The organism is Gordonia aquimaris (assembly GCF_026262595.1).
Lineage (GTDB): Bacteria > Actinomycetota > Actinomycetes > Mycobacteriales > Mycobacteriaceae > Gordonia > Gordonia tangerina.
Window position 1 is genome coordinate 96,826 of record NZ_JAPKFM010000010.1, and the last position, 25,686, is coordinate 122,511.

Sequence of the window (25,686 nt, forward strand, 5' to 3'; positions counted from 1 at the left end):
TGGCGATGCGTCGGTGAACTCCCGCATGCTGCGTCAGACGCGGAAGCCCTTGCCCACGGTTACGACACCACCGCTGCTCACCGAGAACCGCTCTCGGTCGACCTCGGAATCGACGCCGAGCGCTACGCCTTCGCCGACCGTCACGTTCTTGTCGAGGATCGCGTGGCGCACGACCGCTCCCTTACCGATCCGCACACCGGGCATCAGCACACTGCCCTCGACGATCGCGCCGTCTTCGATCACCACGTTCGCCGACAGCACCGAGTCGCTGACGGTGCCGGCCGACACGATGCAACCCGCACCAACGACCGAATCCTGGGCCGTTCCCCCCTGGACGAACTTGGCGGGCGGCAGGTTGACGGTCTCGCCACGGATCGGCCACCGCTGGTTGTAGAGGTTGAAGACCGGGTGTACGGACACGAGATCCATGTGTGCGTCGTAGAAGGCGTCTAGCGTACCGACGTCTCGCCAGTAGCCCTTGTCCCGCTCTGTCTCCCCGGGCACCTCGTTGTCCTTGAAGTCGTAGACATAGGCGCGATCCCGGCGGACGAAGGCGGGAATTATGTCGCCGCCCATGTCGTGGTCGGAATCCGAGTCGGCGGCGTCGGCGCGGATCGCGTCCACCAGCGCGTCGGTGGTGAACACGTAGTTGCCCATCGACGCGAAGGTGACCTCGGGATCGTCGGGGGTGCCCGGAGGCTCGGCAGGCTTCTCCAGGAATCGGGTGATCCGTCCCGTCGAATCGGAGTCGATGCAGCCGAATGCGGTCGCCTCCGCGCGGGGCACCCGGATGCCGGCGACGGTGACATCAGCACCGGAATCGATGTGGGCCTCGACCATCTGCGAGGGATCCATCCGGTACACGTGGTCGGCGCCGAAGACGACGATGTACTCGGGCCGTTCGTCGCTGATGAGATTCATCGACTGGAAGATCGCGTCGGCGCTGCCGGTATACCAGCGTGGCCCGAGCCGCTGCTGGGCGGGCACCGGGGTGATGTACTCACCGTGGAAGCCCGAGGAGAACCAGGTCTGCGAGATGTGACGGTCAAGTGAATGCGACTTGTACTGCGTGAGAACACAGATCCGTTCATAGCCGGCGTTGACCAGATTGGAGAGCACGAAGTCGATCAGCCGGTACGAGCCGCCGAACGGAACCGCCGGTTTGGCGCGATCCATCGTCAAGGGGTACAGGCGCTTCCCCTCGCCGCCTGCGAGAACGATTCCGAGCACGTGCGGCTGTGATCTCACATGCTCCAACTTAACGGGCATCGAACGTCGCGGCTAGGCGAATGGCCCTCTCCCGAAGCCGAGTTTCGCCACACCGATGGCGAGCCGGCGACGATCCGGTTAGCGTCGTGCGCATGAGGGTGGCGATGATGACCCGGGAGTATCCACCCGAGGTGTACGGCGGCGCCGGCGTACACGTCACGGAGCTCGTCAGACATCTGCGCGCACTCACCACGGTGGATGTGCACTGTATGGGCGCCGACCGGGAAACCGCGCAGGTCTATCAGCCCGATCCGGGTCTGGCCGGGGCCAACGCGGCGATCACCACGCTGTCCACGGACCTGCGGATGGCGATCGGGGCGCATGGCGCCGACCTGGTCCATTCGCACACCTGGTACACGGGCCTGGCGGGCCACCTCTCGGCTGCGCTGCATGGGGTTCCGCATGTGCTCACCGCGCACTCACTGGAGCCGATGCGCCCATGGAAGGCCGAACAACTCGGTGGCGGCTATCGCGTCTCGAGTTGGGCCGAACGCAATGCGGTCGAGTACGCCGATGCGGTGATCGCGGTCAGCTCGGGGATGCGCACCGACGTGTGCAACACCTACCCTCGGCTCGACCCCGAACGGGTTCACGTGGTGCGCAACGGTATCGACACCACCAGCTGGTTCCCGGTGGACGATCCGTTCGGACCGGAATCGGCGCTCACCGGACTCGGGGTGGACCCGAGCCGTCCCATCGTCGCCTTCGTCGGGCGGATCACCCGTCAGAAGGGCGTGGCACATCTCGTGGCAGCGGCCCACCAGTTCCATCCCGACATCCAGTTGGTGTTGTGCGCAGGCGCTCCCGACACCCCGGAGATCGGCGCGGAGATCGAAGCGGCGGTGGCCGAACTGGCCACGTCCCGCGACGGCGTCTTCTGGGTGCGCGACATGCTGCCTCAGCCGCGAATTCGCGAGATCCTCACCGCCGCACACGTTTTTCTGTGTCCGTCGATCTATGAACCGCTCGGCATCGTGAATCTCGAGGCGATGGCGTGCGGGACCGCCGTGGTGGCCTCTGCCGTCGGCGGAATCCCGGAGGTGGTGCGCGACGGCGTCAGCGGGCGCCTGGTGCCCTACGACCCGGTCGATCCCCGCGCGTTCGAGATGGGCCTGGCCGAGGCGGTCAACGCCGTCGTCTCCGATTCGGCCGAAGCCGAGGCGATGGGCACCGCCGGCCGCGAACGTGCGCAGGCCGAGTTCTCGTGGGCATCGATCGCCGAGCAGACGCTCGAGGTCTACCGGCTCACCCTGCGGTGATCACCGGTCGTCGGCCGACAGACCGTCACCGTGACCGACACCGTCACCCCGCAGGGCCCGGAGATCTCGGTCATCGCCGCGGCGGCTGACGCGATCTCGTCGGCGGTGCGATGGAATGCGGAGGGACCCATGCTCACCAGGTCGCCTATGCCCGCCGCATCGAGCTCGCGGCGGTGCGCCACCGGGTGTTCGCCGATGACCTCGAAACGGTCGCCGAGTGCCGAGCGCAGTCGTCGGTCCTTGTCGTCGGCGATGCCCAACATGTCCATCGGTCCGACGATCTCGCCGAGGTGATCGGCGTTGGGTGTCACCACCACCAACACCCCGCCGGGATGCAGCACCCGGGCGAACTCGTCGATGTTGCGGGGGGAGAACACCGACAGCACCGCACCCACCGAGGCGGTGCGGATCGGCAGGGGACGCCAGACGTCGGCGACCACAGCGGCGGCACGCGGGTGTCCACGAGCGATGGCACGGGCACAGAACTTCGACAGGTCCAGTCCGATGCCCCACAACTCGTCCGAGCCGGCGAGAGTCGCGGCCAGGTAGTGGCCGGTTCCGGCGCCCGCATCGAGCACCATCGGCGGTCGGTTCGATTCGAGGTCGCTTCCGGGTACCGGCCACGCGGCATCGGCGACCGCTCGGAAGACCGGGTCGAAGAGCCCGGATTCATGCACCCGCCGTCGCGCGCCGACCATGGCAGCGGTGTCGGAGCGATGCGGTGTCGAGCGACCGTCGAGAAGCGAGACATACCCCTGCCGGGCGATGTCGAATCGATGTGACGTCACACAGATCAGGGATCGGTCGTCGTCGGCGACCTCGAGTGCGACGGAACAGACCGGGCACCGCAACGCGGATTCGACGACGCGCAGCGGAACCTGCCGATCAGCTGATCGACTCAGCCGGTGACCCCGCGCAGTTCCTCGCCGAGGGCGGCAGCCTCGTCGGCACTCAGTTCGACCACCAGGCGCCCGCCGCCCTCGATCGGAATCCGGACAACGATTCCACGTCCCTCCTTGGCCGCTTCGAGGGGGCCATCCCCAGTACGTGGCTTCATCGCCGCCATTCTCGAACTCCTTTCAGAGCATCCGCCACACCGTGTGGAACGACACCCGGCGCAGCGATCGGACTGCCACAGGTGCCAGGACAATGATACGTGGTGGCGAGATGATCACCCGCGCACTCTGCGGCGACGTGCCGAAAACGCCCATTCGACGCCCGGCACGGAGGTCCGATCGGATGATCGACGCGTCGATCACGTCCTGTCTGATCGGGGCTCGTCGACCTCTGGGCCGGCCGCGACGGAGTGGCCCGGAATGCCGTTGACGCTCGGCATGTCGGCTTCCTCGCGTGCCTGCAGGTCGAGCACGACGCCGCGCAGTTCGTCGAGTTCACGGGCGAGCTTCTCCATCGCCCAGTCCACCTCCGACGGCGAGTACCCGCGCAGGGTCTGCCGAAAGACCAGGCCGCGAACGTGATCGCCGGTGATGCCGGCACGCGGCAACCGAGTCAGCGTGGTACCGCGGTCGATGGGCGGCACCTCCTCACCACGGCCGAACACGAACCAGACCACGGCGAACACCGCCGCGACCACCACGGCCATGATCAGCAGATACAGCAACATCGTCTGCATGGCACCAATAGTGGCAGACAGCCTGCCGCGCGTGCCCCGACGGTCATCGACCCCGTAGAGGCGTACTCGTTGTCACCAGGGGCGTATGTCACCTGGGGCGTGCTAGGACGCCATCTCCGCGTCGTCGGACTCCTCGACGAGAATCGAACTCATGGGTGGTCGATCCTCGAGGTAGACCTCGGTGGTGTGCGGGGTGAACGAACCGTCGGGCTCGGCGGTGAATTGGGTCAGTCCGATCCCCGAGTCCTCGATTCCGCAGCGCCGCATCAGCGTTCCCACGATCTGCCGACTCATCACACCGAGCTCGATCAGCGGACGGTTCCGGTGGGTCCGCACGCCAAGATTCACCTGGCCGATGCCGTCGAGTCCGTAGCGGTCGAATGTGTCGATCAACAGCCCGATCTCGACGCCGTAGCCAGGCGCGAACGGCACCGACGACAAGAGTTCGCGCGTACCGGCGTACTCACCGCCGAGCGGCTGGAGAACTCCGGTGAGATCGGGACGCTGGGACGCGAGCAGCGGACGCGCGACCAACTCGGTGACCCGTCCGCCGCCGTTGGCATCCTGCTGGCCGCCGGTCCGAAGCGGCCGCCGGTAGTACCCCTTCACCAACTGGATCTTCGGGTCGACGAGCAATGGGCCGAGCATCTTCGGCACGAACATCGGATCGGGGTCGATGAGGTCGGAGTCGACGAAGGCGATGATGTCGCCGGTCGCGACCGCGATCGACCGCCAGAGCACCTCTCCTTTGCCCTTGACGGGCTCGAGACCGGGTACCGCCTGTTCGCGGCTGACCACCGTGGCGCCGGCTTCCCGGGCACGCGCGGCGGTCGCGTCGGTGGACCCGGAGTCCAGCACGATCAGTTCGTCGACCAGCGTGCCGTACAACGGCCGAATCGACGCGATGACGTCGGCGACGGTCTCTTCTTCGTTCAGCGCCGGCAGCACCACAGACACTGTGCGCCCGTCCTTGGCGGCCACCAACTCGTCGATGGTCCAGTCCGGCTGTTCCCAGGTGTTGGTGGCAGACCACCGCTGTTTGGCACCCATGGTGTCCGCGGGAGTCGGCCACATGGTGGTTTTGTCCCGATTGTTGGCAACGGTCGCGGTGCGACCCCCGGCACGAGCCGGCCGACGTTGTTGTTGGGTTCGACGAACCTGTTTGGTCATGCGAGTCCCCTGACTGTTCGGGCGGGTGGGCGTGTTCCCGCGATGGCAGCGACCATGTCGACCACGCGACGGGTGGCGGCAACCTCGTGGACGCGAAAGATCCGGGCGCCGGCAGCGGCACTCAGAGCGGTCGCGGCCAGGGTTCCCTCCAGCCGTTCATCGAGATCCACACCCAGAGTCTCCCCTACAAAGTCCTTGTTGCTCAGCGCCATAAGCACTGGCCAGCCGGTATTAACAAGAACGTTCACCTGGCGTAACAAGGCAAGCCCGTGATGGGTGTTCTTGCCAAAATCATGTGTCGGATCGATCACGATCGAATCACGCGGCACCCCCGCATCGGCAGCACGACGGGCGGCTGCAGTGACGTCGGCCACCACATCGGCCACCACATCGGCGTACGCCACCCGATGTGGACGGGTCCGTACGGTGGCGCCTCCGGTGTGCGAACACACGATGCCGGCACGGTGTGCGGCCGCCACCTTCACCAACGCCGGATCGGCGCCGGCCCAGGTGTCGTTGATCAGATCGGCTCCGACCTCGCAAGCCTGCTCGGCCACCTCGCTCCGCCAGGTGTCGACGCTGATCAACACCTCGGGGAAACGCTCACGGATCCAGCCGATCATCGGCACCACCCGGGTGGTCTCGGTGGCCACGTCCACCTCGTCGCCCGGCCCCGCCTTGACGCCACCGACGTCGATGATGTCGGCGCCCTCGGCCACCGCTTGCTCGATCCGCTCCTGGGCCGCCGTGTCGGTGAAGCTCGAACCCCGGTCGTAGAAGGAATCGGGCGTCCGGTTCACGATGGCCATCACCAGAGCCCGGTCGGTGGCGACGGACTTGCCGCACAGCGTGGAGAGCATGGTGCCAGGGTAACGAGGGTCTCGATACGGCTCCTCGCTGCGCTCGTCACCTACTCGACCAGCAGAACAACACCCACCGAACACGACGCTCGTCACCAACTCGACCAGCAGAACAACACCCACCGAACGCTCGACACCTACTCGACCGGCAGGGAGCGGTTCAGCCTTTCGGCGCCTTCGCGTTCGCGACGTCATCGGGATAGTCGGCATAGAACTCGACGTACCCCTTGTCGCGACCGGCCAACACGTGCAGCGGGTCGTCGCCGGTGTCGGAGTAGCCCTCGTCACGCAGCTCCACCTTGCGGTTCTTGAAGGTCGAGGTCTGCTCGAAATCGTCGACCACCCGGATGAACAACGGCACCGCATAGGACGGCAGGTGTGAGTACAGGTGCGCGGCGAGCTCACCCTGGTCCAGATCGGCGCCCTCGCGCAGTTTGACCGCGGCCATGCCCGCGCGGCCGTCGGTGCCGGGCACTTCCACGCCGTACACCACCGACTGGGCGATCGCCCCGAAGGAGTCGAGGGCACCTTCCACCTGCGTGGTGGCCACGTTCTCGCCCTTCCATCGGAAGGTGTCACCCAGCCGATCGACGAAGGCGATGTGTGCGTATCCCTGATCGCGCACCAGGTCGCCCGAATTGAAGTAGGCGTCGCCCGGCTTGAACGCGTCGCGGATGATCTTCTTCTCGGTCGCCTCGGAATCGGTGTAGCCGTCGAGCGGCACCCGTTCGCTGATCTCGGCGATGAGCAGACCAGTGCCACCCTTGCCCACCTTGGTGAGACGCCCGTTCGCATCGCGGCGGGGTTCGCCGTGGTCGTCGTATTCGACGATCTTGTACGGCAACGGACAGAATCCGGCGGTGCGCTTCACACTGAAGGCGTTGACGAAGGCGACGTTGAGTTCGCTCGCGCCGTAGAACTCGACGATGCGGTCGATGCCGAACCGCTCGGCAAACTCGTCCCAGATCTCCGGCCGCATTCCGTTGCCGATGATCACCTTCACCGCGTGCCGGCGATCGGTCGGCTTCTCCGGCTGCGCCAACAGGTATCGGCACAGCTCTCCGATATAGCAGAAGGCCGTCGCCCGGTTCAGGATGACGTCATCCCAGAATTTCGATGCCGAGAACGACCGGCCGATCGCAATACATGCCCCGGATGCGAGGACCGAGCCGAGCGCGACCGACAACGCGTTGTTGTGGTACAGCGGCAGTGGCACGTACATGGTGTCGCTGTGGCGCAGGCGCACCGCCAGTCCGCCGATCCCGGAAAGATTCGCGAGCCAGCGCTTGTGGCTCATCACGCTCGCCTTGGGCATACCGGTGGTACCCGAGGTGAAGATGTAGAACGCCTTGGTCGACGCCGGCAGCTCCTCGGTGACCGCGGGATTGTCCTCGCTGCGGTCCGCGGACGCCGCGTCGAACTCGGCGAAATCGAAAACGTGCGGCGGCTGCACGTCGGCCGGGATCGACCCGAAAGCCTCGGCGCAGTCCGGGTCGTGCACGAGGACCTTGGCCTCGAGCAGTGACACGCTGTGCGCCATCACCTTGTCGCGCTGGTTGTAGTTCAGCATGCCCGCCACGGCACCGAGTTTCACCGTGGCCAGGATCAGCATCAGGTCGGTCGGGTTGTTCTTCGACAGGATCGCGACAACATCACCGGTGCCGACGCCGTTGTCGGTCAGCAAGGATGCGTACCTGTTGACCCGGCGGTTCACCTCGCCGTAGGTCATCGACCGACCCTCGAACCGGATGAACGGTCGATCGGGGTGAGCGGCCGCGTGCTTCTGGAAGATCGAGCCGATGGTCCGCTTCGCCTGCGGCGGACGGTGGATGAGTCCCGGCGCATGCTTGATCATGTTCAGCGCATGCGGCGCCATCTTGACCACGCCCCGGGCCAGATCCCCCAGTCCGACCGGCTCGGCCGCGGAGGTGTCCGTGTGGGTGTCACTGCTCGGCATCAGATCTCTACTCCACATCTTTGTGTTGACGCCGCTCGGTGTTCGCGTTGTTCGATGTTCGCGTTGTTCGGCGTTCTCGCTGGTCTGCGGCGCGCACCATACGCACGTGGACACGCCGTGCGCCCTACCTTACCGAGCAGTAGCAAGTTGGATGGCGGTCGGTATGGATTGGGCGACGAGAAGGCGGTCCAACGCGCGGCGGGAGACGAAGCCACGCCCACACAGATCATCCAGCCATTCGAGCAACGGCGCATAGAAATCGACCGGATCGAGCAGCACCACCGGTTTGGCGTGCATCCCGAGATATCCCGCGGTCCAGGTCTCGAAAAGCTCTTCGAGGGTTCCGATCCCGCCCGGCAGCGTGATGAAGCCGTCGGCCCGCTCGTCCATCAATCGCTTGCGTTCGCGCATGGTGTCGGTGACCACCAATTCGTCGGCACCGAGATCGGCCACCTCGCGCTCCATCAGCGCACGCGGGATGATGCCGACGGTCCTACCGCCGGCGGCCCGCGTCGCCTCCGCGAGCGCGCCCATCATGGAGATGTTGCCGCCCCCGGACACCACCGTGTGTCCCGCGTCGGCGATCGCGGTCCCCAGGTCGGCGGCGAGATCGAGAAAGCTCTGATCGACCGGGCCGGACGCACAGTACACACAGATCGCGCTCATCGACCACCCCGCCCTGCAGCCGCAGCGGCGATGATCTCGACCGCTTCGGCGGGTTCGTCGACCAGGTGGAGCAGGTCGAGGTCGTCAGAGGAGATCATCCCTTTGGCCAGCAGAACCTCGCGCATCCAGTCCAGCAGGCCCGCCCAGTGCTCCCGCCCGACCAGCACGATGGGGAATCGCACAACCTTCTTGGTCTGGACCAGCGTCAGCGCCTCGAACATTTCGTCGAGAGTGCCGAAGCCGCCGGGCAGACAGACGAAGGCCTGCGCATACTTGACGAACATCGTCTTACGCACGAAGAAGTAGCGGAAGTTCATGCCGACGTCGACCCACTCGTTGAGGTGCTGCTCGAACGGCAGCTCGATGTTGAGCCCGATGCTCTGCGCGCCGGTGTCCCAGGCGCCCCGATTGGCTGCCTCCATCGCGCCGGGACCGCCACCGGTGATGACCGCGTAGCCGGCCTCCCCAAGCGCCCGTCCGAGCCGGATCGCCAGATCGAACTCGGCGCTACCGGGCACCAACCTGGCCGACCCGAAGACCGTGACCGCCTCGGCTACCTCGCTCAACGCGTCGAACCCGGCCACGAACTCCGACTGGATTCGCAGTACTCGCCAGGAGTCGCGCATGGTGCGCTCGGCACGTAAGTCACGATCGCGCGGATCCACCCACTCGAGCAGGCGTCGGTCGGTGGTCTCGGACGCCTCGCCGGGATCCCGGCGGACCCGGATCGGGCCCACATAGCAAGTCTCCAGGTCCGCCGACGGATTGTCGGAGCCACGAGGACCCGTCTCGCCTGAGTTGTATTCGGAGTCGTACTCGGTGCGCGCCATCGAAGATCTCCCTATCGGTCAGCCGGTCAGGAACGCACGCAGCAGATCTGCGACCTGGCCGATCTGACTCACCGGAACGCGTTCGTCGACGCGATGGGCCAGACTCGGGTCTCCGGGCCCGAGGTTGACCGCCGGGATGCCCAGCGCCGAAAATCGCGAGACGTCGGTCCACCCGTACTTGGCGCGGAACCGGCCGTCGGCGGCTTCGACCAATGCGGCCGCGGCCGGGTTCGACAGCCCCGGCAAGGCGCCCGCGGCCGAGTCGATGACCTCGACACCGAGTTCGGCATCGGCGATGGAGTCGGCGAACACGTCACGCACGTGCGCGAGGGCCTGCTCGACGCTGCGATCGGGTGCAAAACGGAAGTTCACGTCGACATACGCCGCGTCGGGTACGACGTTGCCCGCGACACCACCGCCGAGTCCGACCGCCGACATCCCTTCGCGGTACTCACAGCCGTCGATGTCGACCGTCCGCGGCCGGTAGCGAGAGAGGGTGGTGAGCACCCCACCGAGTTTGTGGATGGCGTTGTCGCCCATCCACGACCGCGCCGAGTGTGCGCGGACGCCCGAGGCCGACAGCCGAACCCGCAGGGTGCCCTGGCAGCCGGCCTCGATCAGTCCACCGGTCGGTTCACCGAGGATGGCAACGTCGCCGCGTAACCAGTCGGGTAGCTCCCGCTCGATCACGCCGAGCCCGTTGTACTTCGCAGCGATCTCCTCGCAGTCGTAGAAGATCAGCGTCAGGTCGTGGGCCGGATCAACCAACGTCGCAGCCAGATGCAGGAACACCGCGTCGCCGGACTTCATGTCGACGGTGCCGCAGCCGTGCACCACATCGCCCTCGTCGTCGTCGGTGGTGCGTCGATGCGGCAGATTGCCTGCCACCGGCACGGTGTCGAGATGACCGGCCAGGATGACTCGGCTCGGTAGCCCCCGATCGGTGCGCGCGAGAACCCGGTTGCCGTCGCGGACGATCTCGAAACCGGTTGCCTGGGAACGTAATGCACTCTCCACGGCATCGGCGATAGCGGCTTCGTCGCCCGATTCGCTCGCGATGTCGACGAGTGCCGCGGTCAGCTCGACCGGGTCGGCGCGTAGATCGAGGTCGGCAGCAGTCACCCCATCACCGTAGCCGTCGGCCGAGCTCACCGACCGCTCACCACCCGCAGCAATTGTCCGAAACGTTCAAGACCCTCACCGCCGACCGCAGTAGCGTCACCGCCATGACCTCTGTCGACGACACCCCGGTTCCCGCGCTCAACGCACTGTCCATCGTCACCCGCGACATGGGCGCAGCTCTCGGCTTCTATCGGTTGTGCGGTCTCACATTCCCCGAGGGGGCAGAGAACCAACCGCATGCCGACACCACTGCCGGTGGGTTGCGGATCATGTTCGACACCCGCGATGTCGTCTCGTCGTTCACCCCCGACTGGACCGAACCGTCCGGCGGCCACCGCATGGCCGTGGCCTTCGAGTGCGCCTCGCCGGCGCAGGTCGACGCGCTGCACCGGCGGCTCGTCGACGCCGGCCATTCTTCGGCCCACGAACCGTTCGATGCATTCTGGGGTCAGCGGTACGCCGTGGTCCGCGATCCCGACGGCAATCCCGTCGACTTCTATTGCCCGCTCAAGTGATTCGGGCGCTATGGGCCGCACCGAAAGGTATCCGGGCCGCGGCCCACCAGGTCGAGAAACTCCCGATGCATATGCGGTTGATCGGCGAAGTGCCGGCCGGCCGCGACCTGCGCCGGCTCGACCCCCGTAGCGAGGTCGACCCGCGCTGCACGTACCCGGAGGATGCGCTGCAACGTTTTGGGTCCGTAGCCGAAATGTCGCAGGGCATGGCGGTGGAAGGTGCGCGTCGTACCACCGAGCAGACCGGCGACCTCGTCGACGCGGCGACCACCCGCCAACGCATCCGCGACCGGAGTGACCCATCCGGGCACCTCCCATCGACGCGTGTCGGCGAGTCGACGCAGCACCGCTGACGGCTCGGCGGCGGCGCAGAGCGCGTCGAGCCAGGGCGCCGCTTCCGCCGACGACCAGAGATCGGTCAGATCGACCCGCAGATCCCGAACGTCATACGCCGGGACGCCGAGCACGCATGGCGCGACGCCCGGCGCCAGCCGGATGCCGACCATGTGCTCGACCGACTCGCAGACGTGCTGGTGTGGGTGGGTGTCGGGACCGGCGACCAGCAGACGCCGTCGGTCCCAGATCAGATCCATGCAACCGTCCGGCAGGATCTCGGCCGTCCCCACCTCGTGTTCGGCCGACCACACGGCACCACGTGCGGTCTCCGATGTCGATGCCCCGGCCATCGATCGAGTGTCACCCTCCCCCGGTAGGCTGTGCATCCGTGACGACTAACGGCGCTTTCGCAACCGGTATTGCCACGGTGACCAACGGCGGGTCGGCTGACCCGGGCGTGGTCCTCGACGTCTGGTTCCCCGAGCCGGAACTGAACACTCCCGCCACGAGCGAGACCGTCGTCCTCGACGGTGACGCCGTCCCGCACGATCTGCGTGACCTGATCGGCGAGGACGCCGCGCGCGGAGTCAAGACGGTGGCGGTGAAGACCACGATCACGGACCTGTCGTCGGCGCCGATCGACGCCTACGACGTGTATCTCCGTCTACACCTGCTGTCGCACCGTCTGGTGACACCGCACGGCACCAACCTCGAGGGCATCTTCGGCCTGCTGACCAACGTGGTGTGGACCAATCACGGACCCTGCCCCATCGACGGTTTCGAGACCACCCGCGCGCGCCTTCGCTCGCGCGGTCCGGTCACCGTCTACAGCATCGACAAATTCCCGCGCATGGTCGACTACGTGCTGCCCGGCGGCGTACGGATCGGGGACGCCGACCGGGTCCGTCTGGGCGCTCATCTCGCTCCCGGGACCACCGTCATGCACGAGGGTTTCGTCAACTACAGCGCCGGGACGCTGGGCTCGTCGATGGTGGAAGGTCGTATCTCGGCCGGTGTGGTGGTCGGCGACGGCTCCGACATCGGCGGCGGTGCCTCCACCATGGGCACGTTGTCCGGCGGCGGCAAGGAGATCATCGCGCTGGGCAAGCGGTGCCTGCTCGGTGCGAACTCGGGTTGCGGCATCCCCCTTGGCGACGACTGCGTGATCGAGGCCGGCCTGTACGTGACGGCCGGAACCAAGGTCACCGGTCCGGACGGCACCGCGGTCAAAGCCCGCGAGTTGGCTGGGCAGTCCAACCTGCTGTTCCGACGCAACAGCCTCACCGGGGCCGTGGAGGTCGTCCCCTGGAAGGGCGACGGCATCGCCCTGAACGAGGCGCTGCACAAGAACAACTGACCGCTGGCTGTGCCCGGTTTTGCACCGGGCACACCTCAGTGGTTCAGACGTTCGGCGGCCGCGGCGATGCGTTCGTCGGTCGCGGTGAGTGCGATGCGCACATGCTGCGCGCCCGCGGGACCGTAGAAGTCGCCGGGTGCCGCGAGGATGCCGCGGTCGGCGAGCCAATCCAGGGTGGTTCGTGAGTCCTCGCCCCGGGTGGCCCACAGATAGAGTCCGGCTTCCGAGTGGTCGACCCGGAATCCGGCCGAGGTGACCGCGGCGAGCAACGCTTCGCGGCGGGCCCGGTAGCGCTCGCGCTGAGCGTGCGCGTGATCGTCGTCGTCGAGCGCGGCGACCATCGCCCCCTGGATGGGGAACGGCACGATCATCCCGGCATGTTTGCGAACGGCGAGTAGTTCACCGATCAGTTCTCGGTCACCGGCGAGGAAGCCCGCCCGGTAGGACGCGAGATTGGAGACCTTGGACAAGGAATGCACCGCGATCAGACCACGGTGATCGCCGCCGCTGACCCGGGGATCGAGGATCGAGTATGCCTCCCCCTCCCACGTCAGACCGAGGTAACACTCGTCGGAGACCACGATGGTGCCCCGGTCACGTGCCCAGTCGACGACCTTGCGGAGGTGATCGATGCCGAGCACCTTGCCGGTCGGATTGGACGGCGAGTTCACATACAGCAACGCAGGTGAGGTGGGGCCCAGCGCGACGGTCGAATCCGCCCGTACCGCCGTGGCACCGGCCAGCAGCGCCCCGACTTCGTATGTCGGGTAAGCAACCTCGGGAATCACCACGACATCGCCTGCGCCGATACCGAGCATCGACACCATGCCGGCAATGACCTCTTTGGTGCCGATCACGGGCAGGATGGCCGACTCGTCGAGACCGGTGGTGCCGAACCGACGGGCCAGGGCGCCGACCGCAGCGGTACGCAACGCAGACGTGCCGATTGTCGTCGGGTAGCCCGGGAACTCCGAGGATGCGGCCAGCGCCTCCCGGATCACCGGATCGACCGGATCGACCGGTGTCCCGACCGACAGGTCGACGATGCCACCGGGATGTTCGGCGGCTCGCGCCCGGGCGGCGCCGATGGTGTCCCACGGGAAGTCCGGGAGCACCGAGCTGACCCGCCGTCGTGTCGCGAAACCAGACGTGCTCACGGCGTCAGTTCATTCCTCTTCGTTCATCGGCGGTAGACCCTTGATGAACGCCGGGTCCGCCTCGGTCTTGCCGACCTTGCTCGCACCGCCCGGTGATCCCAGGTCGTCGAAGAAGTCGGCATTGGCGCTGACGTAGGGCTCCCACTCGTCGGGCACATCATCCTCGTAGAAGATCGCCTCGACCGGGCACACCGGCTCGCAGGCACCGCAGTCGACACACTCGTCGGGCTGGATGTAGAGCATCCGGCCACCTTCGTAGATGCAGTCCACCGGGCATTCCTCGACGCAGGCCTTGTCCAAGACATCGACACAAGGCTCCGCGATGATGTAGGTCACCACACTCTCCTTCGCTGCAAAACACTCGCGGCCCGGCAACGATCGCGGTCGCGGTGTCGTCGCCGGGGTCGGTGCGTGGGCTGAACGCACCGGATCACGGACCGCGCGGCGACCCCGAACGAACGGGCCACATACACATGAGTCCGTGTCCAAGAGTATCGGGCGGGCGTCCCCCTGTTCGACACCCGCCCCCGTTCCACGAGCTCAGACGTAATGCGGATCACATACTCTGTCGTCGTTGTGATCTGCGCGCGTCCAATCCTCGACGCCGTGGCCCGCCCACGCGACTCTGGTGCACGTGATCACACATGCCGACCCAGTGCGCACCCGAACCACCACGCTGCCGACGCGGCTGCGGCCCGCAGACCTGCGCCGGATCACCGATCAGGGTGTGGCCGACGTCCTCGACGGGGTCTACGACCACCTCCTCCCGCCACAGTGGGACGCCGTCGAGCGCTGGGCGGCACGGTTGGAGACCACCGACGAGCTCGACCTGTGGTTGATCAGCTGGACCCCGGACCGTGCCACCGAACTGCACGACCACGCGGGGTCGATCGGCGCCCTGACGGTGTTGTCCGGGGCGCTGCGGGAGTACCGATGGACCGGCCAGGACCTCGCCGTGCGGGTGCTCGCCGCGGGCGATCAGGCATCGTTCCCCCTGGGGTGGGTCCACGATGTGCAGCGCCATGACCCCGGCCAGACGGCCGGCACCGCCGGGGCCACCGAACCGACGCTGAGTGTGCACGCCTACTCCCCACCGCTGACGGCGATGTCCTTCTACGATGTCCTCGAGCCGGGCCGATTACGCCGTACCCGGACCGAGCTCACCGACCAACCGGAGTGATCGACGTGCCCACCATCGACGATCTGCTCGCCGCGGCGCGTCGCGGCCTGCACCGCATCGAGGCGGCCGATGTCGCGGCGGAGGTGGCGGCAGGCGCGGTCCTGGTCGACATCCGCCCGGCCGGCCAACGAGCCGCGGAAGGTGAAGCCGACGGCGCACTCGTCGTCGAACGCAACGTTCTGGAATGGCGCTGCGATCCGGCCAGTGACGCGCGCCTACCCGAAGCGGTCGATCACGACGTGCGCTGGATCATCCTGTGCTCGCAGGGCTACACCTCCAGCCTCGCCGCGGCATCGCTGCAGCAGCTCGGCTTGCACCGGGCCACCGATGTCATCGGTGGTCATCAGGCGCTGCGCGCACTCGACGGCGACTGAGCCCGCTTCTCCTCGGCGGGATGCCGGGTTCTTCTCGGCGGGAGGGCCGAGATCAGGCGACGGCCGGCCAGGGACGGCCCTGCGGGTGGACGTCGGCCGCCAGACCCGTCGACGGGTCGGCGATGGCGGCGACGTGCCCGGCCAGACCCGGATCGATCCACTCAGAACCGGCGAGCACGTAGGGCGGCTGCGCGGTGATGCGTTCGCTGAGTATGTAACCCGACTCCGCGGTGATCTCCGCGAGCGCGTCCAGGTTGGGCCAGGGGCGTTCGGGGTTGACGTGATCGGGCGTCAGCGGTGACACGCCACCCCAGTCGTCGACACCGGAGGCGATCAGCGCCGCACACTCCCGCGCCGACACCAGATTCGGCGGCGCCTGCACTCGCATCTGCGGTCCGAGCACCACACGGGCCACCGCCACCGCCGCCAGGAATTCGGTCATCTCGGCATCCGGGGTGCCGCGCATCGCCGTATCCGGCTTCGCGCGGAAGTTCTGCACGATGACCTCCTGGATGTGTCCGTGCGCCCGGTGGATGTCGCGGATCGCGATGATGGATTCGGCGCGCTCGGAGAGGGTTTCCCCGATCCCGACCAGGATGCCGGTGGTGAACGGGACGCGTTCGGCCCCTGCGTCGTGCAGTACCTGCAGCCGCACGCGCGGATCCTTGTCCGGACTGCCGTAGTGCGGCTGCCCCTTCTCGGTGAACAGCCGACGCGAGGTGGTCTCGAGCATCATGCCCATCGACGGCGCGACCGGCCGCAGCGCCCGCATCTCGGCCGCACTCATCACCCCCGGGTTCAGGTGCGGGAGCAGACCCGTCTCCTGCAATACGGCAACCGCTGCCGCGCGCACATAGTCGAGGGTGGAGTCATACCCCCGCGCGGCGAGCCACTCACCCGCCTGCGACCAGCGATCCTCCGGGCGGTCACCGAGGGTGAACAGTGCTTCCTTGCACCCGAGCGCGGCACCGTTGCGGGCGATCTCGATTACCTCGTCGATCTCGAGGTACATGCCCTGCCCGGCGCGGGCGAGTTTGCCGGGGACGGTGACGAAGGTGCAATAGTGGCATCGATCCCGACACAGCCGGGTGAGAGGGACGAACACCTTTCGGGAATAGGTGATTTGCCGGTCACGTCCGGCCCCGGCGAGGCCGTCGTCACGCAGCCGCGAGGCGATCTCCTGCAGTGCGATCAAGTCGTCACCGGAGCAGGCGAGCAAGGCGGCGGCCTGAGTCTCATCGAGGTCGGCGCCGCAACGGGCGGCGTCGAGTGCATCGGCGATCGTCTCGTCTGTCACGGGTATCGACCTCCTTCGTCGACGGGTCGGGATTCGATCTCATAGGGCGTCGGATCGAAGGTGCCGTTGCGTTCGCGGAACGACACCGCGGTGCCGGGCCACAACAGGGTGAGCCGACCGCTTCTGGGATCCACGTACCAACTGTTGCATCCGGTCAACCACACCGTCGAGGCGCTGCGCTCGTCGATCTCCCGGGTGTAGGCCTCTTCGGCCGCCGCGGTCACCTCGATGGCGACGATGGCGTTGCGCGCCATGTGGTCCAGAGCGCCCACCACATAATCCAACTGCGTCTCGATCATGTAGATGGCCGAATTGTGTCCCAGGGCGGCATTCGGACCGTCGAGGACGAACATGTTCGGGAAACCGTGGACCGCCGTGGAGGCGAATGACACCATGCCCGCCGACCAGTGGTCGTCCAGGACCTCCCCGTGGCGGCCCCGCACCCGTACCGCGGCAGGTAGCCGGGTGGCCTCGAAACCGGTCGCCATCACCAGCACATCGAGGTCGTAGGTCTGTCCACTGACCGCGCGCGCCTTGCACTCGACGACCGAGTCGAGCGCGCTCGGTTCGAACACCACATTCGGCCGTTGCAGCGCCGGGTAGAAATCATCGCTGAGCAGGATGCGTTTGCAGCCGATCTCGTAGTCCGGGGTCAGCGCCGCGCGCAGGCCCGGGGCGGCGACCTGCCGGCGGAGATGACTCGAGGCGCGCTCGCGGATGGCATCGATGTCGGGCCGCAACCCCAGGCGCTGCCGGAAGGCCCGGTCGGCGTCGGCGAGCATGTCCTGCCGGACTGCCTGCGCACGTTCAGGCACCGCGAGTTCGGCTCGTTCCTCGACGGTGAACCGGCGATCGTCACGCGGCACGACATACGGTGGTGTGCGGGAGAACACGACGAGCTCCTCGGCGTCCGCAGCGAGGTGCGGAATCACCTGAACCGCGGAGGCACCGGTACCCACGACCCCGATCCGCTCGCCTCCGGCGAGCAGGTCGTCACGCCATTGCGCTGTGTGAACGACTGTGCCGGTAAAGGATTCGAGTCCGTCGATGTCGGGTATGTGCGGTTCAGACAGTCGCCCGACGGCCATCACCAACACCCGCGCGCACACGGCACCCGCGCTGGTCTCGATCTCCCAACGAGATTCGGCGTCCGACCATCGCGCATCGCGGAGTTCACAGCCGAGCCGGATGTGCGGTGTCAGCCCCTCGTCAACAACCGTCTGTTCGAGATAGCGGCGGATCTCGGCACCCTGCGGATACAGCGTCGCCCAGTCCCACGGAGGCCGGAAGGAGAAGGAGTACAGATGTGCCGGGATGTCGCAGGCGATGCCGGGATAGGTGTTGTCCCGCCAGGTGCCGCCCACGCCACCGGCCCGTTCGAGGACGACGAACGAGTCTCGTCCGCGCCGCGCCAATTGCGTGGCCATGCCGATGCCGGCGAATCCGGCACCGACGATGGCCACGTCGATCACCAGCGGCTCGGCAGTAGACGTCCTGCTCACCGACGAACCTGGGGTATCGGTGTCAATCGCTGCGCCGGCGGATCCGCATAGCCGGTGGTTCGCTGGCGAGGATTGCGTCCCAGCCGTGCGCCGAGGTCGGCGATCGCGTCGACGCCCAGTACCCGTCCGGCCTCCTGGCCGGCGTCCGGCATCAGGTCGCCGTCGATGAGCAGGCCCCCGATGTCGTCGGCTCCGCCGCCCAGCAACGCCTCGGTGGTGTCGGCGTCGTGTTTGGTCCAGGCGACCTGAATGTGGTCGAAGGTGCCCAGGGTGAGCAGCCGGGCCACCGCATGCACGGCTCGGGTCTCGCGCCGGGAGACCGGCGTGGTGGCCACCTCCCGCAGATGCGGTGGGGCGTTCTCGGGCAGCAGTGGCATCAAGATGAGCTCACTGAACCCTCGCGTGCGGCGTTGCATCTCGCACAGCGCACGCAGATGGTCGAGCTGATGCTGCGGGGTCTCCACGTGTCCATACAGCATCGTCGCCGTCGAGAACATTCCCACCTGGTGGGCCGCCTCGATGGTCGACACCCACTCGGCCACAGGTGGGGCGGCGCCACCGGCAAGATGCGCACGGACATCGTCGTCGAGAATCTGGGCGGCCGTGCCGGGCACGGAGCCGAGTCCGGCCGCGTGTGCACGGCGCAGGAACTCGGTCACCGACACCCCCATCCGAGTGGCGGCGTCGCGCACCTCGGGCGGGCGGAAGGCGTGCAGATGCATTTGCGGGGCCGCCGCGTGAATGGTGTCGACCAGGCGCAGGTACCCGTCGGTGGGAGCGTCGACGGACAGCGGTCCCTGCAGGCAGATCTCGGTGGCACCCAATTCCCATGCCTCGACGACCAGATCGCTGACATCGGGAACGTCGGGCCGACCCGAGCCGACGACCGAGGTGTCGAGGTTGCGGTTGACGACGAAGGTGAGCTCGTCTCCGGTGATCGTCCGGCGGGCGTCGTCGGCCAGCGCGCAGAGCTCGTCGAGTTCGGCGCCGGAGGCACCGAGCAACGCCAGCCACTCGTCGTCGCCGAGCGACGACGGATCGTCGGCGACGTGACGCACAGCTGCCCGGACGGCCTGCACAGTGGCGTGCGCGTCCCGAGCCCACTCCCGCAGGACCATTCCCTCACTCTAACCGCACCCGGCGAACCGGCCTCGACGCCCCGACGGGCCCGGGACCGGCGCTGCTCAGCGGTCGTCGGGATCGGGCAACCGCCGGGTCCAGGCAAGCAGAAAGGGCACGCCTGCGCCAATGGCGAGCAGACCGAGGGTGGGCAGCACCAACGTTCCGTCCGGCACCAGCACGAGATCACCGCCCGGGCCGGGCAGCGCGCCGGCGACCAGCACCAGCAACCAGGCCAGCAGCGGGAGGAAACGCAACGGTCCGTCGGTGATGGCCGCAGCCAGCCAGAGCAGCACCGCGTTGACGATCCCGGCGAGCACCGCCGCCACCGGGATCGCGATGCCGCCGAAACGCAGGTAGACGAACGCCACCGACAACACACCGACGACGAAGCCGTTCACCACCAGCAAGGCCAGCAATGCGCGGTCGACGGGACGCATCAGTCGATCCCGGCGAACAGGTCGGTCTCCCGTCGCCCCGGCTCGGGCCGGTGGCGCGCGGAGATCAGCACGAAGTGCTCCCGGTCGAAGACGGGCTGCAAGATGTTGTTGGACAGCGCGTATTCGGATCCGGACGGCGCCACGGTCACCTGAGTCGCATGTGCGCGCAGTCCGGCAACCTTGCGATCGACGACGTCGCCGACGTCGATCTCGGTGGTGATGGTGTGGTCGGGGTGGCTGGGCAACTCGTCGGCTGCCGGTAGTCGCCAGCCGTCCGGCACCCGGCCGGCCGCCGCCGACAACCCGGAACGCAGCGCGGAGCGTTCGGTGATCGACTCGTAGACCTTCACCGGCTCGGGCAGCGACCCGCCGGCCATCCGAGCATGCACCCGTGGCAGGGCCGCCACGGTCGACGCGTGGACCAGTTTGTGGTCGGGGTGGCCGTAGGTGCCCGCGTTGTCGTAGGTGACGACGACCTGCGGTGCAAACGACACGATCTCGTCGACGAGGGTGTCGACGAGATCGTCGAACCCGGCCCGGACCAACGCGCGCGGATGCTGCGCAGACGGTGCGCCGGCCATGCCGGAGTCCCGCCAATGCCCCGCTCCGCCGAGAAATCTCGGCCGCAGCGCCGGTCGCCCAGCCGGACTCAGCGCGGCCAGCGCGCTGCTCAGTTCCGCAATTCGGTATCCGCCCAGTTGATCGGCTCCACCGTCGGCGGCCAGCTGCGCCCATTCGTCGCCGATGACCTCGCCCTCTTCACCGAGGGTGAAGGTCAGCACGCGCACGTCGACGCCCTCGGCGAGGTAACGGGCGATGGTGCCGCCGGTCATGATCGTCTCGTCGTCGGGATGCGCGTGCAGCAGCAGCAAACGCCGCGAGGTGTCGGTGGTCATCGTTGCTCCCAGGCGACCGTGTCGCCGAAGATGGCGACCTGGATCGGTCCGGACAGCGGAACCCCGACGACCTGGTCGGTGAGGCCGACGAACAAGCTGTCCTGATACAGCGGCACATAAACCGACTGTGCGGCGAGCAACGGCTCGGCCTCGGTGAGCAGTGGGATCGGGTTCGGCGCGGACAGCGCTTCGCGGGCCAGACCGATGAGCTGCGGATCGCAGATCCCGGAGACATTACTCGCATAGCTGTCGTCGGCCGCGCCCTCGCGACCCGGCGACACACTGGCCGGGGTAGGCGGCGTCGACAGTGACGGCGCGGTCCCCGGCTTGGGTTGATCGCAGTCGACCTGGGAGGCCAGCGATGCCGCGGCCGGCACGCCGAGGCCCTGCCAGCCCACCACGAGATCGACACGCGCGTTGGTCAGCGCGACACCGTAGAGCTCACTATTGGGCAGCGCGAGCACCGTTGCCCGGACGCCTTGGCCGCGCAACTGGTCGACGATGTTGGCCGCCGCCGAGGTGGATCGTGGATCCCCGCTGATGGCGCCCACCCGGATCACCAGGTCGTCGCCGTCCTTGCGGTATGGGGCGATTCCGGCCGGTAGCGGCTCCACCTCGGTGCCACCGTCGGACGCGCTGGGGCCGTCGGAACCCGACTCGGCGGGCGATGCGGGCGCGCTCGACGCACCCATCGAGGCCGACGGAGCACCGGAAGGATTAGTGGTCTCCTCGTCGGGCGCTGCCCGTTGGTAACCCTCGTCGGCGAGCAGACCGGCGATCTCATCGGCCGTCGGCCGGACACGATCCACCGGGAAGTATCCGGGATCGGTGGGTGCGAAAACGGTGTTGGCGAACGGCGTGACGATGTCGTCCCCGGCACCGGCCAGGGTCACCAGATCCGGGTCGATCATTCCCAGCACGGCACGCCGTATCGGTAGTGCACGCATCGTCGAGGTGCGGGCGTTGACGCTGATCGACAGAGCCCGCGACGTGGGGCTGCGGCGGGTCATCAGACCGGGGACGGCCGACAGTTCGGCGGTGGTCGCCGGGCTGGTCCGCACCGCGGCGATCGCCGAGTCGCCCGTCCGCACCGACTCGACCATCTGCGATGCGGTGCCGGCACGTCGCAGCACCACCTGATCGAGACTGGGCGGTTCCATCCAGTATCGGTCGTTGCGAGCCAACCGCACCTCGTCGCGGGTCTGGTCGATGGAGACGATCGCAAACGGGCCCGCCGACACCGGTTTCCCGCTGTCCATACCGGTCTGGAAACCGGCCGGAGCACCCCGCAACACGTGACTGGGCAGCAGATCGGTGAACAATTGCCGCCACGCCGGATAGGGCTGGGCGAAGGTCACCTGCACCTCTTTACCGCCTGCGCGCGACTGCACGGAGTCGATGAGCCGGTATCCCGCGGGCGCCACCACATTGGGCTGGCGCGACATCTGTTGCCAGAGATACGAGAAATCGTCACCGGTGACCGGCAGCCCGTCCGACCACTGGGCATCGGTGTGGATCTGATAGGTCACGGTGAACGGGTCACGTGAGGTGACCTCGGCCGAGGTGATCAACGCCTCCTGGCGTTGCCACACCACTCCCTCCGGCGTTGCGACCGGCCGGAATGCGCTCGGCAGGGTCATCGCCGCGACCGCGGTGGTGACAGTGCCCTGATCGGCACCGATGTGCGGGTTGAAGCCGCCACCGACCGAATCGGTCGCGACATAGACCGTCTTCTCGGTCGGGTACTCGGTCGGAGTGGGCGGTGGAGCGGTTTCTCGCACCGGCGGCGGCGGGTTGGACATACACGCCGTCGCCAGCAGCGCGAGAGCGCCGAGTAGTGCCAGCAGCCGGACCCTGCGTCCACCGGAGACCGACTGTCTCACGCGGCGCGCCTGCCAACGACTCACCGACAACACCCCCACAAGCTCGTCACGGCGCGAATCGACTCCGGGCGCACACGCGCCGGCTATCCGGCCGCCTGGTCACGCGACTTCGCTCGCGAGCGCTCGCGGGCGCGCGTCGAGGAGTCGAGATGCACCTTACGCACCCGCACGACCTCGGGCGTCACCTCGACACACTCATCGGCGGCGCAGAACTCCATCGCGCCCTCGAGGTCGAGTTGCATCGGCTTGGCGAGGGTCTCCATCACGTCGGCCGACGACTGGCGCATGTTGGTCAGCTTCTTCTCGCGCGTGACATTGATGTCGAGATCCTCGGCACGCGGATTGATCCCGACGACCATGCCCTCGTAGGTGTCGGCACCCGGCTCGACGAAGAAGGTGCCGCGGTCGGCGAGCTGGATCATCGCGAACGGGGTGACGCTGCCGGTGCGGTCACTGACCAGCGATCCGGTGTGGCGTGCGCGGATCTCGCCGGCCCACGCGTCGTATCCGTCGAACACGGCGTTGGCGATGCCGGTTCCCCGGGTCTCGGTGAGGAAGTCGGTGCGGAACCCGATCAGGCCTCGCGAGGGCACGATGAACTCCATCCGGACCCAGCCGGTGCCGTGATTGTTCATGTGCTCCATGCGGCCCTTGCGGGCGGCAAGCAATTGGGTGACCGCACCGAGGTACTCCTCAGGGACGTCGACGGTCAGGTGCTCGAACGGCTCCTGCACCTTGCCGTCGACCTTGCGGGTCACCACCTGAGGTTTGCCAACGGTGAGTTCGAAGCCCTCGCGTCGCATCTGCTCGACCAGGATGGCCAGTGCAAGCTCGCCGCGGCCCTGGACCTCCCAGGCGTCGGGACGGCCGATGTCGAGCACCCGCAGCGACACGTTGCCCACGAGTTCGGAGTCCAGGCGCGACTTCACCATCCGGGCGGTCAGTTTGTGGCCCGACACCCGGCCGGCGAGCGGCGAGGAGTTGGTGCCGATGGTCACCGAGATCGCCGGCTCGTCGACGGTGATCCGCGGTAGCGGCTCCGGGTTGTCGAGGTCGGCGAGGGTGTCACCGATCATGATCTCCGGCATACCGGCCACCGCGACGATGTCACCGGCCACGGCCGATTCGGCCGGGGCGCGGTCCACGCCGACGGTGGCCAGCAGCTCCGTGATCTTCGCCTTCTCGACGACCGGCTCCCCGTCCACTTCACGACACCACGAGATCTGCTGGCCCTTGCGCAGGGTGCCGTTGTGGATACGGACCAGGGCCAGGCGACCGAGGAACGCCGACGCGTCGAGGTTGGTCACATGCGCCTGCAACGGCGCATCGGGGTCGCCCTTGGGCGCGGGAACGTGCTCGAGGAGCACATCGAAGAACGGGTCGAGATTCTCCCCCGACGGCACCTCGCCGTCGGCGGGCTGCTCGGTGCTGGCGACGCCGGCGCGGCCGGAGGCATAGAGCACGGGGAGCTCGAGTGCGAGCTCGGCCGCGGCAGCGGCCTCGTCGTCCAGGTCGGAGGCGAGGTCGAGCAGCAGATCCTGACTCTCGTCGACGACCTCCTGGATGCGCGCGTCCGGGCGGTCGGTCTTGTTCACCACCAGGATCACCGGCAGCGATGCGGCGAGTGCTTTGCGCATCACGAACCGGGTCTGCGGCAGCGGACCCTCGGAGGCATCGACGAGCAGCACCACACCATCGACCATCGACAGGCCGCGTTCGACCTCGCCACCGAAGTCGGCGTGGCCGGGCGTGTCGATGACGTTGATGACGACCTCGGTGCCGTCGGGCTGGCGACGATGGACCGCGGTGTTCTTCGCGAGAATGGTGATGCCCTTCTCGCGTTCGAGGTCACCCGAGTCCATCACGCGGTCGACGAGTTCGGCGCGCTCGCCGAAGACCCCCGACTGGCGCAGCATCGCGTCGACCAGCGTGGTCTTGCCGTGGTCGACGTGCGCGACGATCGCGACGTTGCGGAAGTTGTGGACAGCGCTCACTGAGCTCTCTTTCACTGCGATGGGGACCGGTCGATCACCGGTGGACAAGTCAACGCGTACAGGGTATCGGGCGACAAGCTGAGATCGCGATCACATCTCCGGGTCGGCCGATAAGTTAGGGCATGCTAATGTCCGGCGCATGGGCAAGGTCCACCCGGCGGACATCGCCGAGCTGAAGCCGAAGAAGAAATGCTGCCGCAAGTCCACCAGGTGCGTACGGTGCCCGGTGGTGGTCCATCGGATGCGCAAACTCGACGGTGCGCAGATGACGAAGAAGCAGCTCACCAAGGCCCTTAAGCGGGCGCGCGCGGCCTGAGGGTGTGCGAGGGCCCTTCGTGTCGCTCGCAAGCTCGCTCCTCGGGGACAAACGGGAGACGCTCGCAAGCTCGCTCTTCAGGGACGAGCTGGTGACGCTCGTAGGATCCGGGCATGGGCATCAAACTCGAGAACGTCGCCATCGCCGTACGTGACCTCGACGCGGCCATCGCATTCTTCACCGACCTCGGACTCGAGGTACTCGGTCGCGACACGGTAAGCGGCGAATGGACCGACACGGCCGTCGGCCTCGACGGCAACCACGCCAAGATCGCCATGTTGCAGACACCCGACGGCCTGGGGCGTCTCGAACTCTTCGAATACATCCACCCCGACGCGATCGAGACCGCACCCACGCGTCCGAACGAGATCGGTATGCACCGCGTCGCGTTCTCGGTCGATGACCTCGACGAAGCACTGCAGATCGCCGCTCGCCACGGGTGCCACCCGCTGCGCGGCGTGGGGACCTATGGGGACAGCTATCGGCTCACTTACGTGCGGGGGCCCAGCGGCATCATCGTGATGCTGGCCGAGGAGCTGAACCGCGGGTGAGCC

At 67.4% G+C, this 25,686-nt stretch carries 27 protein-coding genes; 7 read left to right on the forward strand and 20 right to left on the reverse strand.

The window, feature by feature from the left end; all coding sequences use genetic code 11:
* Positions 1–33 precede the first annotated feature (33 nt).
* On the reverse strand, positions 34–1,248 hold the full coding sequence (gene glgC / locus OSB52_RS11590) for a glucose-1-phosphate adenylyltransferase (RefSeq protein ID WP_266061758.1): 1,215 nt from the start codon (positions 1,246–1,248) through the stop codon (positions 34–36).
* Between the two features lie 113 nt (positions 1,249–1,361).
* Between glgC and glgA the strand changes: the two genes are divergently transcribed.
* Positions 1,362–2,528, forward strand: coding sequence for a glycogen synthase (gene glgA / locus OSB52_RS11595; RefSeq protein WP_235722463.1), 1,167 nt, complete (start codon positions 1,362–1,364; stop codon positions 2,526–2,528).
* Here the strand turns inward: glgA and OSB52_RS11600 are convergent.
* The 9 genes from OSB52_RS11600 to dapE all read right to left on the reverse strand — a co-directional run bounded on the left by OSB52_RS11600 (position 2,507) and on the right by dapE (position 10,766).
* Positions 2,507–3,379 carry a putative RNA methyltransferase gene (locus tag OSB52_RS11600; protein ID WP_328713736.1) on the reverse strand — a complete coding sequence of 291 codons (873 nt, stop codon included), beginning with the start codon at positions 3,377–3,379 and terminating at the stop codon, positions 2,507–2,509. The two genes, glgA and OSB52_RS11600, sit on opposite strands and share 22 nt — an antisense overlap.
* A 47-nt stretch (positions 3,380–3,426) precedes the next feature.
* Complete coding sequence (locus OSB52_RS11605) at positions 3,427–3,594, reverse strand: DUF3117 domain-containing protein (protein ID WP_076479797.1); 168 nt, start codon at positions 3,592–3,594, stop codon at positions 3,427–3,429.
* A gap of 189 nt (positions 3,595–3,783) precedes the next feature.
* Positions 3,784–4,161 (reverse strand): DivIVA domain-containing protein, encoded by a 378-nt coding sequence (locus OSB52_RS11610; protein WP_235722461.1) that lies wholly within the window; start codon positions 4,159–4,161, stop codon positions 3,784–3,786.
* A gap of 102 nt (positions 4,162–4,263) precedes the next feature.
* Positions 4,264–5,331, reverse strand: coding sequence for a glucosyl-3-phosphoglycerate synthase (locus tag OSB52_RS11615; RefSeq protein WP_266061762.1), 1,068 nt, complete (start codon positions 5,329–5,331; stop codon positions 4,264–4,266).
* Positions 5,328–6,191: a dihydropteroate synthase gene (gene folP / locus OSB52_RS11620; protein WP_235722458.1), complete on the reverse strand. Its 864-nt coding sequence runs from the start codon at positions 6,189–6,191 to the stop codon at positions 5,328–5,330. Before folP ends, OSB52_RS11615 begins: the two co-directional genes overlap by 4 nt.
* A gap of 160 nt (positions 6,192–6,351) precedes the next feature.
* On the reverse strand, positions 6,352–8,148 hold the full coding sequence (locus OSB52_RS11625) for a long-chain-acyl-CoA synthetase (RefSeq protein ID WP_266061765.1): 1,797 nt from the start codon (positions 8,146–8,148) through the stop codon (positions 6,352–6,354).
* A 129-nt stretch (positions 8,149–8,277) separates the two neighbouring features.
* On the reverse strand, positions 8,278–8,814 hold the full coding sequence (locus OSB52_RS11630) for an LOG family protein (protein ID WP_266061766.1): 537 nt from the start codon (positions 8,812–8,814) through the stop codon (positions 8,278–8,280).
* On the reverse strand, positions 8,811–9,644 hold the full coding sequence (locus OSB52_RS11635) for an LOG family protein (protein WP_266061767.1): 834 nt from the start codon (positions 9,642–9,644) through the stop codon (positions 8,811–8,813). The genes OSB52_RS11630 and OSB52_RS11635 overlap by 4 nt, the downstream gene beginning before the upstream one ends.
* Positions 9,645–9,662: 18 nt before the next feature.
* A complete protein-coding gene (gene dapE / locus OSB52_RS11640; RefSeq protein ID WP_266061823.1) occupies positions 9,663–10,766 on the reverse strand; it encodes a succinyl-diaminopimelate desuccinylase in 1,104 nt (367 codons plus the stop codon).
* A 104-nt stretch (positions 10,767–10,870) separates the two neighbouring features.
* Here dapE and OSB52_RS11645 point away from each other — a divergent pair, with 104 nt between their 5' ends.
* The gene (locus OSB52_RS11645; protein ID WP_266061769.1) at positions 10,871–11,281 is read left to right on the forward strand and encodes a VOC family protein; all 411 of its coding nucleotides are present in this window, start codon (positions 10,871–10,873) and stop codon (positions 11,279–11,281) included.
* An 8-nt stretch (positions 11,282–11,289) separates the two neighbouring features.
* Here the strand turns inward: OSB52_RS11645 and OSB52_RS11650 are convergent, their stop codons facing one another.
* Positions 11,290–11,967: a DUF6597 domain-containing transcriptional factor gene (locus OSB52_RS11650; RefSeq protein WP_266061770.1), complete on the reverse strand. Its 678-nt coding sequence runs from the start codon at positions 11,965–11,967 to the stop codon at positions 11,290–11,292.
* 38 nt (positions 11,968–12,005) lie between these two features.
* Here OSB52_RS11650 and dapD point away from each other — a divergent pair, with 38 nt between their 5' ends.
* Positions 12,006–12,974, forward strand: coding sequence for a 2,3,4,5-tetrahydropyridine-2,6-dicarboxylate N-succinyltransferase (dapD, locus tag OSB52_RS11655; RefSeq protein WP_266061772.1), 969 nt, complete (start codon positions 12,006–12,008; stop codon positions 12,972–12,974).
* A 35-nt stretch (positions 12,975–13,009) separates the two neighbouring features.
* Here the strand turns inward: dapD and dapC are convergent, their stop codons facing one another.
* Both dapC and fdxA read right to left on the reverse strand, forming a co-directional pair.
* On the reverse strand, positions 13,010–14,131 hold the full coding sequence (dapC, locus tag OSB52_RS11660) for a succinyldiaminopimelate transaminase (protein WP_266061774.1): 1,122 nt from the start codon (positions 14,129–14,131) through the stop codon (positions 13,010–13,012).
* 9 nt (positions 14,132–14,140) lie between these two features.
* Positions 14,141–14,470 carry a ferredoxin gene (fdxA, locus tag OSB52_RS11665; RefSeq protein WP_235722448.1) on the reverse strand — a complete coding sequence of 110 codons (330 nt, stop codon included), beginning with the start codon at positions 14,468–14,470 and terminating at the stop codon, positions 14,141–14,143.
* A 295-nt stretch (positions 14,471–14,765) separates the two neighbouring features.
* Here fdxA and OSB52_RS11670 point away from each other — a divergent pair, with 295 nt between their 5' ends.
* Both OSB52_RS11670 and OSB52_RS11675 read left to right on the forward strand, forming a co-directional pair.
* Positions 14,766–15,311 (forward strand): cupin domain-containing protein, encoded by a 546-nt coding sequence (locus tag OSB52_RS11670; RefSeq protein WP_266061776.1) that lies wholly within the window; start codon positions 14,766–14,768, stop codon positions 15,309–15,311.
* A 5-nt stretch (positions 15,312–15,316) separates the two neighbouring features.
* Positions 15,317–15,685 carry a rhodanese-like domain-containing protein gene (locus OSB52_RS11675; protein WP_235722444.1) on the forward strand — a complete coding sequence of 123 codons (369 nt, stop codon included), beginning with the start codon at positions 15,317–15,319 and terminating at the stop codon, positions 15,683–15,685.
* A gap of 52 nt (positions 15,686–15,737) precedes the next feature.
* Here the strand turns inward: OSB52_RS11675 and cofG are convergent, their stop codons facing one another.
* The 7 genes from cofG to typA form a co-directional block, all read right to left on the reverse strand.
* On the reverse strand, positions 15,738–16,982 hold the full coding sequence (cofG, locus tag OSB52_RS11680) for a 7,8-didemethyl-8-hydroxy-5-deazariboflavin synthase CofG (RefSeq protein ID WP_266061777.1): 1,245 nt from the start codon (positions 16,980–16,982) through the stop codon (positions 15,738–15,740).
* Positions 16,979–18,484, reverse strand: coding sequence for a flavin-containing monooxygenase (locus OSB52_RS11685; protein WP_266061778.1), 1,506 nt, complete (start codon positions 18,482–18,484; stop codon positions 16,979–16,981). The genes cofG and OSB52_RS11685 overlap by 4 nt, the downstream gene beginning before the upstream one ends.
* Positions 18,481–19,602 carry an FO synthase gene (locus OSB52_RS11690; RefSeq protein ID WP_266061779.1) on the reverse strand — a complete coding sequence of 374 codons (1,122 nt, stop codon included), beginning with the start codon at positions 19,600–19,602 and terminating at the stop codon, positions 18,481–18,483. The genes OSB52_RS11685 and OSB52_RS11690 overlap by 4 nt, the downstream gene beginning before the upstream one ends.
* A gap of 66 nt (positions 19,603–19,668) precedes the next feature.
* Positions 19,669–20,043 carry a facilitated glucose transporter gene (locus OSB52_RS11695; protein WP_235722437.1) on the reverse strand — a complete coding sequence of 125 codons (375 nt, stop codon included), beginning with the start codon at positions 20,041–20,043 and terminating at the stop codon, positions 19,669–19,671.
* Positions 20,043–20,939, reverse strand: coding sequence for an N-acetyl-1-D-myo-inositol-2-amino-2-deoxy-alpha-D-glucopyranoside deacetylase (gene mshB / locus OSB52_RS11700; protein WP_266061781.1), 897 nt, complete (start codon positions 20,937–20,939; stop codon positions 20,043–20,045). The genes OSB52_RS11695 and mshB overlap by 1 nt, the downstream gene beginning before the upstream one ends.
* Positions 20,936–22,861 (reverse strand): ABC transporter family substrate-binding protein, encoded by a 1,926-nt coding sequence (locus tag OSB52_RS11705; protein ID WP_372512402.1) that lies wholly within the window; start codon positions 22,859–22,861, stop codon positions 20,936–20,938. The genes mshB and OSB52_RS11705 overlap by 4 nt, the downstream gene beginning before the upstream one ends.
* 44 nt (positions 22,862–22,905) lie before the next feature.
* Entirely contained in the window at positions 22,906–24,816 is a 1,911-nt protein-coding gene (gene typA, locus OSB52_RS11710; RefSeq protein ID WP_235722433.1) for a translational GTPase TypA, read from the reverse strand.
* Between the two features lie 139 nt (positions 24,817–24,955).
* Between typA and OSB52_RS11715 the strand changes: the two genes are divergently transcribed.
* Both OSB52_RS11715 and OSB52_RS11720 read left to right on the forward strand, forming a co-directional pair.
* A complete protein-coding gene (locus OSB52_RS11715; protein WP_235722432.1) occupies positions 24,956–25,132 on the forward strand; it encodes a hypothetical protein in 177 nt (58 codons plus the stop codon).
* A 113-nt stretch (positions 25,133–25,245) separates the two neighbouring features.
* On the forward strand, positions 25,246–25,683 hold the full coding sequence (locus OSB52_RS11720; RefSeq protein WP_266061783.1) for a VOC family protein: 438 nt from the start codon (positions 25,246–25,248) through the stop codon (positions 25,681–25,683).
* Positions 25,684–25,686 lie beyond the last annotated feature (3 nt).